The 12,631-nt window shown below is 46.4% G+C and carries 11 protein-coding genes; 3 read left to right on the forward strand and 8 right to left on the reverse strand.

The window, feature by feature from the left end:
• Positions 1-3: 3 nt before the first annotated feature.
• The 3 genes from L3C95_RS01970 to L3C95_RS01980 all read right to left on the reverse strand — a co-directional run bounded on the left by L3C95_RS01970 (position 4) and on the right by L3C95_RS01980 (position 2,295).
• A complete protein-coding gene (locus L3C95_RS01970; protein WP_236384638.1) occupies positions 4-888 on the reverse strand; it encodes a diacylglycerol/lipid kinase family protein in 885 nt (294 codons plus the stop codon).
• 18 nt (positions 889-906) lie between these two features.
• Positions 907-1,752, reverse strand: coding sequence for a carboxylating nicotinate-nucleotide diphosphorylase (gene nadC / locus L3C95_RS01975; protein ID WP_236384640.1), 846 nt, complete (start codon positions 1,750-1,752; stop codon positions 907-909).
• A 123-nt stretch (positions 1,753-1,875) separates the two neighbouring features.
• On the reverse strand, positions 1,876-2,295 hold the full coding sequence (locus L3C95_RS01980) for a DUF4783 domain-containing protein (RefSeq protein WP_199654068.1): 420 nt from the start codon (positions 2,293-2,295) through the stop codon (positions 1,876-1,878).
• Between the two features lie 284 nt (positions 2,296-2,579).
• Here L3C95_RS01980 and gpmI point away from each other — a divergent pair, with 284 nt between their 5' ends.
• The 3 genes from gpmI to uvrC all read left to right on the forward strand — a co-directional run bounded on the left by gpmI (position 2,580) and on the right by uvrC (position 6,773).
• On the forward strand, positions 2,580-4,103 hold the full coding sequence (gene gpmI / locus L3C95_RS01985; protein ID WP_236384643.1) for a 2,3-bisphosphoglycerate-independent phosphoglycerate mutase: 1,524 nt from the start codon (positions 2,580-2,582) through the stop codon (positions 4,101-4,103).
• Positions 4,104-4,341: 238 nt separating this feature from the next.
• Complete coding sequence (locus L3C95_RS01990) at positions 4,342-4,914, forward strand: hypothetical protein (RefSeq protein WP_236384644.1); 573 nt, start codon at positions 4,342-4,344, stop codon at positions 4,912-4,914.
• Positions 4,915-4,931: 17 nt separating this feature from the next.
• A complete protein-coding gene (gene uvrC / locus L3C95_RS01995) occupies positions 4,932-6,773 on the forward strand; it encodes an excinuclease ABC subunit UvrC (RefSeq protein WP_236384646.1) in 1,842 nt (613 codons plus the stop codon).
• A gap of 91 nt (positions 6,774-6,864) precedes the next feature.
• On the opposite strand, the gene L3C95_RS02000 is transcribed toward uvrC, so the two are convergent.
• From L3C95_RS02000 to L3C95_RS02020, 5 genes are all read right to left on the reverse strand, one after another.
• A complete protein-coding gene (locus tag L3C95_RS02000) occupies positions 6,865-7,443 on the reverse strand; it encodes a DinB family protein (RefSeq protein ID WP_236384648.1) in 579 nt (192 codons plus the stop codon).
• Positions 7,444-7,545: 102 nt separating this feature from the next.
• On the reverse strand, positions 7,546-8,601 hold the full coding sequence (gldN, locus tag L3C95_RS02005; RefSeq protein ID WP_236384649.1) for a gliding motility protein GldN: 1,056 nt from the start codon (positions 8,599-8,601) through the stop codon (positions 7,546-7,548).
• 12 nt (positions 8,602-8,613) lie between these two features.
• Entirely contained in the window at positions 8,614-10,152 is a 1,539-nt protein-coding gene (gene gldM / locus L3C95_RS02010; RefSeq protein ID WP_236384652.1) for a gliding motility protein GldM, read from the reverse strand.
• A gap of 60 nt (positions 10,153-10,212) precedes the next feature.
• Positions 10,213-10,962, reverse strand: coding sequence for a gliding motility protein GldL (gene gldL / locus L3C95_RS02015; RefSeq protein ID WP_236384655.1), 750 nt, complete (start codon positions 10,960-10,962; stop codon positions 10,213-10,215).
• Between the two features lie 232 nt (positions 10,963-11,194).
• Positions 11,195-12,490: an SUMF1/EgtB/PvdO family nonheme iron enzyme gene (locus tag L3C95_RS02020; RefSeq protein WP_236384666.1), complete on the reverse strand. Its 1,296-nt coding sequence runs from the start codon at positions 12,488-12,490 to the stop codon at positions 11,195-11,197.
• Between the last annotated feature and the right edge of the window lie 141 nt (positions 12,491-12,631).

Here is a 12,631-nt window from a genome sequence, read left to right on the forward strand (position 1 = left end):
ATTTTAGGTTCGGTTAACGATTACCTGCAAAGCGCCAGGATGGATCCGGAAAGCGACTTTGCCATCTTCCCTGAGAGGCACCGCATCTCCGTCTACCTGCAGATGCTGCAGTTCTTTGCTTTTCACAACGATTGTTTCCCCTGTATAATGTTGCATATAACGGGTCTTATCAATATTGCCCAGCAATGAATATAGTCCGATGGGGATTAGTCCGAGGAATTTGATTGGCGGAACTACACAAAGGTCCAGTTTACCGTCAAATACGTTTGCCGTAGGAGCCAGCTTAAATTCGTAGCCAAACTGGTTCCCATTGGCCACTGTCAACAGAAAAGCCCTTTCCTGCAGACTTTTACCGTCAACATTTATTTCGTAGGAAGGCCCTTTATAACTATTGAAACTCTTAATAACCAGCTTTGCATACCCCCACAGTCCCCGTTTGGTCTTGTGGCGGAACTGATCAGCTACCAATGCGTCAAAGCCCACGCCTGCATTACTCAGGAACAGGTGTTCGTTGGCATACCCCACGTCTATAGCCTGTCGCCTGCCATCGGCAATCACTTCCAGCGCACGCGATACCTTCAGGGGTATCTTCAGCGCTCTTGCGAGACCATTACCACTTCCCAGCGGAATAATGGCCAGGGCAGTAGTGCTACCTACCAGCCCCTGGGCAATTTCGTTAATAGAGCCATCGCCGCCTACAGCCACTACGGTGTCTGTACCGTTTGCCACTGCGGCTTTTGCCAGATCTGTGCCATGTCCCAGGTATTCCAGGTGTGTTATTTCAACAGAAAAAGCTTTCGGAGTTAAATACCTCCTGATAATACCCTCCAGGCGTTTCTCTCTATCTGTACCTGCCTTCCGGTTTATGATGAATAGAATCTTTCTCAACGTTAGGGATATTTGATATTAGATTGCTTTTAAACTTAGATCAAGACTTACTGCATGATGTATCACCGCTCCGACAGAGACATAGTCAACTCCGGTTCTGGCATAGTCCTCCAGTGTGCTCAGATTGATCCCACCGGACGCTTCCGTTTCATACCGGCCATCGATCAGTGCCAATGCCTCGCTGATCTGTGCCGGAGAAAAATTATCCAGCATGATCCGATGTACCTGTCCAACAGCCAGCACTTCTTTCACATCTTCCAGGTTACGGGTTTCAACTTCTATCTGTAAAGGCAATTGTTTGCGATGCAGATACGCGACTGTTTTGGTGACAGCTTCGGTAATGCCTCCTGCAAAATCAATATGATTGTCTTTCAGCATTACCATATCATAGAGTCCCATGCGGTGATTCACACCTCCCCCGATCCGTACCGCTTCTTTTTCCAGCAACCGGAAGTTCGGCGTGGTTTTGCGGGTATCGAGCAGGCGGGTATGATATCCTTGCAATATATTCACGTACTGACGTGTCAGCGTAGCGATGCCGCTCATTCTCTGCATACAGTTCAGCACAAGGCGTTCTCCCATCAGCAGGGTATGTATGGAGGCTTCTACTTCAAATGCCACTTCTCCCGCCTTCATACTATCACCATCTTTTTTGAACGGCTTAAAAACGGACGATGCGTCCAGCCGGTGGAAAATAGCTTCCGCTACTTCCATTCCCGCCAGTATTCCGTCCTCTTTGATCTTCAGTCTGGCGCCGCCTCTTGCATCTGCGGGAATGCATGCTAAAGTGGAATGATCGCCATTTCCTATGTCTTCGGCCAATGCGCTGCGAATAAGATCTGTAAATGCTGGTTCCTGTAACATACTATCGGTTTGAAAGAACGAAAGTAAGTGAATTTCAGAAAGGACGCCGGAACAGACTTTCTGTAATATAAAAAAGTCCGGGCCAGGCCGGACTTTCGCTTATTAATCTTAACAATACTTTATTTATTTGTTCTCGAAGCGTAATTCATTCAGCACCATCGAGCCCCCCTTCTTCTGCAGGAAGAAAGACGTACGGTAAGCACCTCCGGTGGTGCCCACATTCGCGATCCCCACTCTTGAACCACCTGCGCTTTCAACCTGGTGGATCAATTCAAATGATTTCACCTGATTTTTTGAAAAGAAATCTTTCAGGATAATTTCTGCCTGGGCTTTGCTGTAAGAATTGGATTTACCTGCCATGCTGATTTCTACAGTGTTATCAAGGTAACGGGATAGTGCGCTCGCATCGCCTTGTTTAATAGCACTCACTACATCTTCGAAAGGGCCTGCTGCAGTAGGTTTTAAGGTAGCGGCTGACAGTGTAAGTGCAGTGATAATGACGCCAAACAACACAACTCCAAGCACATACATTAACTTTTTCATCGTCAGTATTTTATTAAGTAGTAAAGTTTTCATCATTGTAGTGAAATGGGCTAAAACTATGCCAATTTGCAGGAGAGCTTTTAAAATACAATTATCGTTGTATTGTACAGTGACTAATTAATGCGAAGATATTAATATATATTTTTAGAATAAAACCTAACTGTAATAAAGTTCTTTCACTGCTGTATGATTTTTGGCGTCATTTCAATAAGTTTGATGCCGTATTCACGGATGCTTCATAACTTTAGCCTCCTTTACAGAACAAGAAAATTACAACCGGAAATATGGAAAAGAAAAGAGCCATTCTCGTTATCATGGATGGATGGGGGCAAGGACAGGTTCCTGCCGCTGACGCTATAGCGCATGCTAAGACTCCTTTTGTAAGCAGTCTGTATTCTAAATACCCTCACAGCACTCTCGTTACCTGTGGCGAAGAGGTAGGTTTGCCGGAAGGCCAGATGGGCAACTCTGAGGTAGGCCACCTGAATCTTGGCGCAGGACGTATCGTATACCAGGAACTGCAACGTATCAATGTAGCCATCCGCAGTGGCGAACTGGCTGCCAACAGCGTATTGCAGTCTACTTTCAATTATGCCAAAGAAAATGACAAAGCCCTGCACCTCATGGGACTTGTGAGCGATGGTGGTGTACACTCACACATCAATCACCTGAAAGCACTGACTCAGATAGCAAAAGATAAAGGACTGACCAAAGTGTTCATTCACGCCTTCACCGATGGCCGTGATACCGACCCTAAAGGCGGTCTGGGTTATATGGAGGACCTGGTAGCCCACCTGAAACAAACCACCGGCCAGGTGGCAAGCATCACCGGCCGTTATTATGCAATGGACCGCGACAAACGCTGGGAGCGCGTAAAACTGGCTTACGATGCACTCGTACACGGCACCGGCACCCCTACGCAGGATGCAGTTACCGCTATCAAAACTTCCTATGCTGAAGGTGTTACTGATGAATTTATCAAGCCTATCATAGTAACCGACGCACAGCAAAAACCAATCACCACTATCCAGCCGGGTGATGCAGTACTCTGCTTCAACTTCCGTACTGACCGTTGCCGCGAGATCACCCAGGTGCTCACACAGCAATCTTTCCCGGACTTCGGTATGGAACCGCTCCCGCTGCACTATACTACCATGACCGAATATGACAAGACCTACAAAGGTGTTCATGTGATATTCGAAAATGATAACCTGGAGAACACACTCGGCGAAGTGCTGGAAGCAAACGACCGTAGCCAGATCCGTATCGCAGAAACAGAGAAATATCCGCACGTATCCTTCTTCTTCTCCGGCGGACGTGAAAAAGAATTCAAAGGTGAACGCCGTCTTATCGTAGCTTCTCCAAAAGTAGCTACCTACGACCTCCAGCCCGAAATGAGCGCTTACGAGGTGACCAGCACCATCGTTCCGGAAATAGAAAGCAAGTCTGCTGACTTTATCTGCCTCAACTTCGCAAATGCCGATATGGTGGGTCACACCGGTATCTGGGAAGCGGCCATTAAAGCAGTAGAAACAGTAGATGCCTGCGTAAACAAAGTGGTAACTGCTGCGCTGGCAAATGACTATACAGTATTCCTTACTGCTGACCACGGTAATGCCGACTTCATGATCAACGGTGACGGTACTCCCAATACCGCGCATACCACTAACCTGGTGCCCTACTTTATTATCAGCAATGATTTTAAAGGTGCGGTAAAACCTGGTAAACTGGGAGATGTGGCGCCCACCATCCTTACGCTGATGGGTCTTCCCATCCCTAAGGAAATGACCGGTACTGTACTGATCTAAGAATATATATAAGCACTTTTGAAAGCTGTCCGCCTGCCGGTGGACAGCTTTCTTATTTTATATTATTTCTATCCTGTAACTATTCCCGGAGATAATACGTTTTACGTTTTTTAGTGCTCTCGACAGATTTGCTCATGCATCAGATGCGCCGTTTTTACGGCGCATTAACTTTTTTATAGTATTTGCTTTCCAATATCATATACACGCAGCTTTAAACGTTCTTCCCTAAATTTGCAGGATGGATCATCGTTTTTCATGGACATTGGTAGCCCTTGTTGCTTTAACCGTTTCCTGCGGCAGAGGAGACAGGGCCAGCCAGGGTAAAGGGCATACGTACAGGGATCTTAAAGGTTATTTTCAGCAGGAACTGAATAATATAAATACGCATAAGCCTGCCTTGCAGAAAACCATCGTTATGAACGGCCAGCGCGACAGCCTGACGATTAACGTTCCTGATTCAGCCCAGTTACAACACCTCCTGGCGCCCTTCCTGGAAGTGGACCTGAACAAACCATCCCTGCAGGGCGCTTACGATACCATACTGCTGGCAGATCAGTTCACCGGTACACATTCCCTCATGTACAAGGCCAGAAATACGGCCACCGTACCCCAGGAAGTGATCATGGATATTGACAACCAGCAACATATTACAAACGTGCAGATGAATAAGCACGTCGAGAACCTGGTATACGAATACCAGCAAAACCTGGTGTATCAGCATAACAAACATATCCGTATAGTCACCTGGCAGAAGATCGCATTTCTGCCCGCCAGGGAACTGGATGTGAAAGTACTGCTCAGACACCCCTAACAGATCTTCTTTAGCACATGACAGCAGCGGAGTTTCAACAGATATCACATACGATCCCCCTTCAACCTGGTATTTATAAATATTACAGCGAAGCAGGCGAACTGCTCTATGTAGGAAAAGCCAAAAGCCTGCGTAAAAGGGTTAGCTCATATTTTGTAAAAAATCACGATAACTATAAAACACGCCGGCTGGTTGAAACAATCCATCACATTGAATTTACCATCGTCGGCTCCGAACAGGATGCCTTCCTGCTGGAAAATTCACTGATCAAACAGTTCCAGCCTAAGTTCAATATTAACCTGAAGGATGACAAAACCTATCCTTACATCGTCATAAAACATGAATCATATCCCCGTGTGTTCCTGACCCGTAACATTATCAAAGACGGTTCGGAATACCTTGGCCCATTCACCTCCGTAGGCCGCGTACGCGAACTGCTGGAAGTGATCCGCTACAATATTCCCCTTCGCACCTGCAACCTGAACCTCTCTCCGCAAAACGTCAAAAAAGGGAAATACAAGGTATGCCTTGAATATCATCTCGGTAACTGTAAAGGTCCCTGCGAAGGACTACAGACAGAGGACGACTACCGGGAGGGATTGCAGCAGGTAAAGAACATTCTCAAAGGAAATCTCAGCCCTGTTTTACAGCTGTTCCGTACACAGATGCAGGAACATGCCATGAACATGGAATTTGAGAAAGCTGAGATTGTACGGAAGAAAATAGAAAGTCTGCAGGCATACCAAGCCAAATCAACCATCGTGAATACCCGCATCGGCAATGTGGACGTGTTCTCCATCATCAGCGAAGGCAACTACGCTTATGTGAATTACCTCCGTGTACTGAACGGTACCATTGCAGATACAAAAACGGTGACCCTGGAGAAAAAACTGGAAGAGGACGACGCAGAAGTGCTTACCTATGCCGTCAGCTACCTGCGCGATGCTTTCCAGAGCCTTAGCCGGGAGATCATTGTGCCTATTGAAATAGAATATCCGGAAGAGCATATCACCGTGTCAGTGCCAAAAGGAGGGGACAAGAAGAAACTCCTGGAGCTATCTGAAAAGAACGTGAACTATTTCAGGGAAGAACTCTACCGCAAAAAGATCCTGCACCTGGAAGGCAAGAGCGATATGGAAAGAAAGAAGGTGCTGTACCAGTTACAGGCCGATCTCGAACTACAGGAACTTCCACTGCATATTGAGTGTTTCGATAACTCCAACTTCCAGGGAAGTTACCCGGTATCTGCCTGCGTGGTGTTTAAAGACGGTGTGGCCTCTAAAAAAGATTACCGCCATTTCAATATCAAAACAGTACAGGGTATCAACGACTTCGCGTCCATGAAGGAAGTGGTATACCGCCGTTATAGCCGTTTACTGGCAGAACAGCAGCCATTGCCCCAGCTGGTTATCATAGATGGTGGTAAAGGCCAGCTTGGGTCAGCCATGGAAAGTATACGGGAGCTGGACCTCATCGGTAGTATGACGGTAGTCGGCCTGGCGAAGAATGAAGAAGAGATCTTTTTTCCCGGCGATAAGGAAAGTATCAAACTACCTTATGATAGTGAAAGTCTGAAACTCATTCGCCGGGTGCGTGACGAGGTACACCGTTTTGGTATTACCTTCCACCGCCAGAAGCGCAGTAAAGGCACTTTTAAGAACGAATTGGAGGGTATTAAAGGCATAGGGGAGAATACAGCCACCCAGCTCCTGAAAACCTTCCGTTCCGTTGCGAAAATAAAGCTCCTTTCAGAAGAGGACCTGGTAAAAGAAATAGGTACAGCCAAAGCAAGGCTGGTCTATGCACATTTCCATCCGGCTACCGGCGAAACAGATGCTCCGCCGGCCTCACAACAATAGTAGTTCCCGTCTCTATATCAGTGCTACTCCTGCCAACTATAATACCAGGGGACTTGCTCGTACGGAATCAGCATGCCTGCGCTCAGAATAGCTATTGCATCATCGCTCTGAGCGCCTGTGCCATATGGCGGCGTTCGTGCGCAATAACAAAGCGGAACGTGTCTCCCAGCGAAAACTTCAGCCAGTTACCCAGGGTAGTAGGGATCTTGATCCTTTGCAGGTTGACATGTTGTGCCCTGTCGAGCAGCGCCTTTGTTTGCTGTTGCCATCCGATGAATTCTGACACCACCTTGCCCGCATCCAGGTTTGACATAGGACGATAAGCCTTTGGCGCCTGCATCTTCATACCAGGCTGACCATCAGTTTTAGGCTCCATCATCTTTGTAAAATAGTTTCCCAGCCAGCCGCTTTTAAAAGTGTCGGCCGGTGCAGGCGGAAGGCTGCCGGTCAATGCAGACTGGATTGCCTTTTCCATAGCTGGCACATAGAAACGCGAATAAGCATTCAGATGATCCAGGCACTGGGCTACACTCCATTTTTCGGGAGCCGGTTGTTGCAGGAGGACATCTTCAGGAGCAGGAACAAATTGTTCGTTGGCAGTTTTCAGGAGCTCATCGATCTGCAGGTGAAGTTCTTTCAATAGAACAGGGGTCTCAAATTTCACGGACATATACAGGTGATTAATTGCACACAAAAGTAACAGGGAAAAGGCAAAACAAAAAGGGAGCCTGTTCAACAGACTCCCTTTCAGTTTCTTTATACTGCGAGCAGATTAATACTGCCACATATCCTGTTCTTTGTTAAAGATTTTATCCTTAACCGCCTGACCTTCCAGGAGGCGCATGGTACCATCTTTAATGTAATCCTTGATCTCGCGGTTGTAAGTGTTGTTTTCCTTGATCACAAAGCTGGAGAAGAAACGCATTTCAAACAGGTCTTCCCAACTCATGGTAGCCGCATCGTTGTTCTGGTTGTATACATCGTATCTGGCCAGTACAGGACGCAGATCCGGATAATATACCCAGAACAGCGGGATAGCTGCACGGAAGGAACCATCTTCGTTCATACGTGCTACCATTGGTGCAATACCAAGGATACGTACTTTCAGTGCAGATGCTTCTTTATCGAACACCCAGATTTCTTTGATCTTGTACTGAACGATAGTACGTGGATCGAACTCATCACGGGTAGTTACCATTTTCTCTTCACCGGTTACAGGGTCGATACTACGAACTGTTTTTTCTTCACCGCTCAGTTTAGTCTGAATATCGGTATAAGGCAGTACGGTAGTGAACCTGTCGTCGATAGCGCTGAACGCTTCAACTTCCTTGTTCTTAATCGCGTTGAGCAGGATGTTAATGAACAGCTGGTTAGTACCATTTTCATCCTCAACATTGTACTGGAAAGGAAGGTTCATCTTTTCGCGGGTATCGATCACCTGCCATACCTTCTTTTCCCAGAATTCGTCATCTGAGCGGATATGGTCGTAAGCGATAGGCACACGGTCTTTGATGAAGTTCTTTTCGGAAATGCCATCCGTACGCAGGGATTTGCGCGGGGTATCTACTGGAATAGTGATACCATCCGGGCGAAGGGAAGCCCCTTCTGCTGCAGCGGGAGCTGGCGGTGGTGGTGTGGCAACGCTGTTACCGGTAGCGGGATTTACAACTGAAGCATCCTGAGTTGGTGTAGTTGTATTATCTACGCCTGGAGTACGACGTGTTGTTCCTCCGCCACGACGGCGTCCTTGTGCGTTAACCTCTGATGCCAGTACTAGGACCAACAGGAGGGAACACCAACCAATTCTGTTAAGGATGACTGCTCGCATAGAAAAATAATATTAGTTAATCTTGAAATTGACGTTAGGCATATCTCTTACCCTTCCATCCGGACCTTTTACGCGGATGTTATCGAAGTATACGATATCACCTGCTCTCATGGAACGGATCGCCGGCATTACGCTGCTTGGGAAGTAAGCGGAGTTTGCATCAGCTTCTGCATAGTCCTTACCTTTTGCATCGATACCGATACGATAGCTAACAACTTCGTATCGAACACCTTCGAAAAGGAAGTCTTCCAGGTCAGCACGCAAACCACCCTGTACTTTGAACTCGGCCGCTTTCATGAAAGGACCTCTGCTCATACCCACTTTCAGCACCGGGTCGGGAATGTATTTGATACGGAATTCTTTTGAACCCAATGTTTTTACCTTACCATCGATATCACCACTTACAGTGATCATCGCAGTACCTGGTTTGTTTACCACTACAGAGTACTTACCAGCACCAGTCTTGCTCATGCTACCGTTATTGATACCTGCAGATACTTTTTCAGCAGGAACACCACCGGCAGAGATGGAGATCGGGTTCTGCAGACCAATGTACAGTACGTTCATTTTGTCGGCAGAGATGGAAGTAGTAGAAGCACCTACACTATAAGTTTCGCTGAAAGGCATGTTAATTACCTGGCCACTTGGATCGGTCATTTTAACACTACCAGAGATGGTTTTTTCACCGATACCGGAAACCACCATTTGGTATTGCCCCAGACCTTCGCTCGCAGTTACAGAAGAACCGTTTACAACGATCTCAGGATTTACAGTACTGCTGTAAGCACCTACTGCTACCTGAGCTGTCAACGTTTGTCCTTCCATCAGGTTCTTTGAGTTCAGAGAAACGAAAGGCTTGATTTTATCAAAATGGAAATCTCTCTTACCGATCTGCGCGTACAGGTCATCAATGATCAGGGCTTCTGAGTTCTTGATGTCGTTCTGGAATTTACTGAGGATGGTAACTGCTGCTATGGTAGGCACCATGTTGAAGTGGTAGGAAGTCCAGTCTTTTTTAACAGGACCATGACCACCGCCGTGTGATTTACCAACCTCGATATGCAAAGGAAGAGATTTTTCAAACTTTGCTTTATCCTTCGCATCTACATAAGTCAGCAGCTTGTTACGTAATTCAGTCAGTTTCTGTTGCAGCAAAGGACCCTGTTTCTGATTCTCCATCACATAGGTAGGAGCATCCAGGTTATCTTTGCTTTTCAGTTCACCGAATTCATCAAGTCCACCACTCGCTCTAACAATTTGCGCTTTCAGTGAATCCAGGAAAGTGTACATTTCCGCAGAAGCTGCTTTTACCTGTTCTGCTTTCTGCTTGAAAGGACCTGTTTTTGCAGCATCCTCCGACATTTTCTGTTCGAAAGCAGCGTAGGTATCGTTATTTTTACCAGTGATCGAAGTATTCGATGTTTCTATTGAGTTGTTTACTATATTAAATGCGTTCAATATCTCAGCAGAGACGTTCAATGCCAGCATGGCCGTCAAGACCAGGTACATGATATTGATCATCTTTTGCCTGGGATCTTTAGGTAGTGCCATAGTTTGTTCTCAGGTTTGAATGATTGTCTGTTGTTAATTCAAAAAACTATTAGCGTTACCTTATCTCGCACTGTGCATAGCGCTGAGCATGTTACCGTAAACGGTGTTCAGGCTAGTCAGGTTGTGAGCCAGTTTAGAGATCTGATCCTGTGTTTTGCGCGCATCGTCTACGCTGCTGGTCATTGCCTGGGATACATTCAGCAGATTGCTATAGAAGTTGTTCATAGCTTTCAGGTGATTGTTAGTATCCTGCAGTTCCAGTTCGTAGATAGCATTCAGGGAAGCCAGGTTTTTGGTCATACCCTGCATCTGCTCGTGGAAGCTTCTTGTAGATTCAGAAGCGCTGTTGAAAGAAGATACAGCTGAAGCAGCAGTAGTGTAAGCATGAGCTACGTTACCGATAGCGCTGGCAGCTTCTCTTGTTTTTTGTGTGTAATCACCTGTAGCGGCAACTACGTCACTGATATCCCGCATCTTATCTACAGTGGAACCTAATTTCTGGAAGTTTTCGCTCAGACGCTGCAGACTAACCGGAGTGATGTCAGCTTCTTCAAGCATTTTATCCAGACCAGCCAGCGCAGGGCTACCACCGGATACAACTGCTACCTGAGCAGCACCCTCGTGACCACCACTATCTGGTACGAATGCATAAACGAAGAAGATAAGCGCTTCAGTGCTCAAACCAACGATCAGGGCGATATCTGCGCCTGGCCAGTGTTGCAGTTTGAACAACGCTCCGATAATTACTACTGATGCTGCGACACAAACAAAGAAATTAAGCCATTTCGATGTAGTAGGATTCATAGCCATAGGTCAAAATTTACTGGTTAAAGTGTTAAAGGTTAAATTGTTATGGAATAGTTGTTGCTCAACGATGATTTGCAGTTTCCCATTGTACATCATACGGTGTCTCATATCAAAATATTTAAGTTTGATTACCTCACACATGCCCGTCCCAAAGGCATACAGGAATATTGGTCCTGTCTCTTCGATACTGCCTGTTTTCTCGCTCATCTATCCGTAGTTGCTGTTACTATAGTTCTTACCTGTGACCAAAATCGTTTTTAGAACGGCTCAGGAATGCGATCGTACATCTGAATCCAATGTAAGATTTAGCACTATCCTGATATTCGTAGGAACGTGTACCTGTCTGGAGGAAATACCCGATATCTTTCCAGGAACCACCTCTTACAGCTTTACGTTTCATTTTCGGAACCGCGGTATCCGGTATGTCCATACGGAGGTACGGGTTCATATCAGATGTGAAAGAGTACGCGTTCTCATAATAAATGTCCTGTGTCCATTCAGCTACGTTCCCTGACATGTTATATAAACCATAGTCGTTTGGCCAGTAAGCATCCGCTCTTACAGTGTAGAAACCACCGTCCTCAGGATAGTTACCACGACCTGGTTTAAAGTTAGCCAGCAAGCAACCTTTTTTGTTACGCAGGTAATAACCACCCCATGGGTAAGGAGATTGCTCTCTGCCACCACGTGCTGCATATTCCCACTGCGCTTCTGAAGGAAGCTGGAATTTATCTTCAGTGAATAATTTCTTAGAGATACGATAGTCTTCCCAGAACTTACTACGCCATTCTGCGAATGCGTTAGCCTGGTGCCAGGTCACGCCTACTACCGGATAGTTATCGAACGCAGGGTGCCAGAAGTACATCCTCGTCATCGGCTCATTGTAAGCGTAAGAGAAGTCACGGATCCAGCACAGCGTGTCAGGATAAATCGCAACATCTTTCTTAACAATGAATTTAGAACGGGATTTGTTCGCGTTCTCACGCAATTTGGCCTGTTCCCAGTTGAAGGTCTCGGCATGGTAAACCAACTTACGCACATCGAATTCCTTACGTCCATACAGACGGTCTTCAGGCGCATAGGTCATACCCTCCAGTTTCTCCATGGTGGATTTGTCCCTGTAATTGATTTTCTTCTTCCAATCGATATAATCCTCACCACCATCGTTCTTTACGTCACCCAGCATAATGTGGGCAATAGAATCTGTCACCCACTGTACAAACTGCCTGTACTCGTTATTTGTGATCTCCGTAGCATCCATATAGAAACCGGAGATGGAAATAGACTTGTTACGGGCGGTGTACGCGTAGTTCAAATCCTCATCGCTGGGACCCATGTGAAAAGTTCCGGAAGGAACATAAACCATTCCATAGGGTACTGGCGGGAAATACTTAGGTCTGGGACTTACGCCGATCAGCTGTCCTTGCGCATTTTTGGGGGTTTTACTACCACCGCAGCTGGCGAGCAGGCTTACCAGCAATACTGCTAACAGACCACTTGAAAAATTAAGCTTCATAAGGGTAGCTTTCATTGAAAATCATTTATTTCGTAGGCGACGCAGTTTACATTGGCCACAATGCTACTGAGGGTGTCGCTATGTTCTGAAACATGGCCGAAGGTCGTGCCGGTCTGTCCGGTCTGACCGTTAACCAACGAGCCATTCACACTCAAT

Origin of the sequence: Chitinophaga filiformis (genome assembly GCF_021646545.1) — a bacterium.
GTDB classification, from domain to species: Bacteria; Bacteroidota; Bacteroidia; order Chitinophagales; family Chitinophagaceae; genus Chitinophaga; species Chitinophaga filiformis_A.

Excerpts from the sequence above, each read along its gene's own strand:
- L3C95_RS02000 (WP_236384648.1), bottom strand. The coding sequence starts at position 7,443 with ATGTCCGTGAAATTTGAGACCCCTGTTCTATTGAAAGAACTTCACCTG.
- L3C95_RS01980 (WP_199654068.1), bottom strand. The coding sequence starts at position 2,295 with ATGAAAAAGTTAATGTATGTGCTTGGAGTTGTGTTGTTTGGCGTCATT.
- gldM (WP_236384652.1), bottom strand. The coding sequence starts at position 10,152 with ATGGCACTACCTAAAGATCCCAGGCAAAAGATGATCAATATCATGTAC.
- gldL (WP_236384655.1), bottom strand. The coding sequence starts at position 10,962 with ATGGCTATGAATCCTACTACATCGAAATGGCTTAATTTCTTTGTTTGT.
- uvrC (WP_236384646.1), top strand. The coding sequence starts at position 4,932 with ATGACAGCAGCGGAGTTTCAACAGATATCACATACGATCCCCCTTCAA.
- nadC (WP_236384640.1), bottom strand. The coding sequence starts at position 1,752 with ATGTTACAGGAACCAGCATTTACAGATCTTATTCGCAGCGCATTGGCC.
- gldN (WP_236384649.1), bottom strand. The coding sequence starts at position 8,601 with ATGCGAGCAGTCATCCTTAACAGAATTGGTTGGTGTTCCCTCCTGTTG.
- gpmI (WP_236384643.1), top strand. The coding sequence starts at position 2,580 with ATGGAAAAGAAAAGAGCCATTCTCGTTATCATGGATGGATGGGGGCAA.
- L3C95_RS02020 (WP_236384666.1), bottom strand. The coding sequence starts at position 12,490 with ATGAAAGCTACCCTTATGAAGCTTAATTTTTCAAGTGGTCTGTTAGCA.
- L3C95_RS01990 (WP_236384644.1), top strand. The coding sequence starts at position 4,342 with ATGGATCATCGTTTTTCATGGACATTGGTAGCCCTTGTTGCTTTAACC.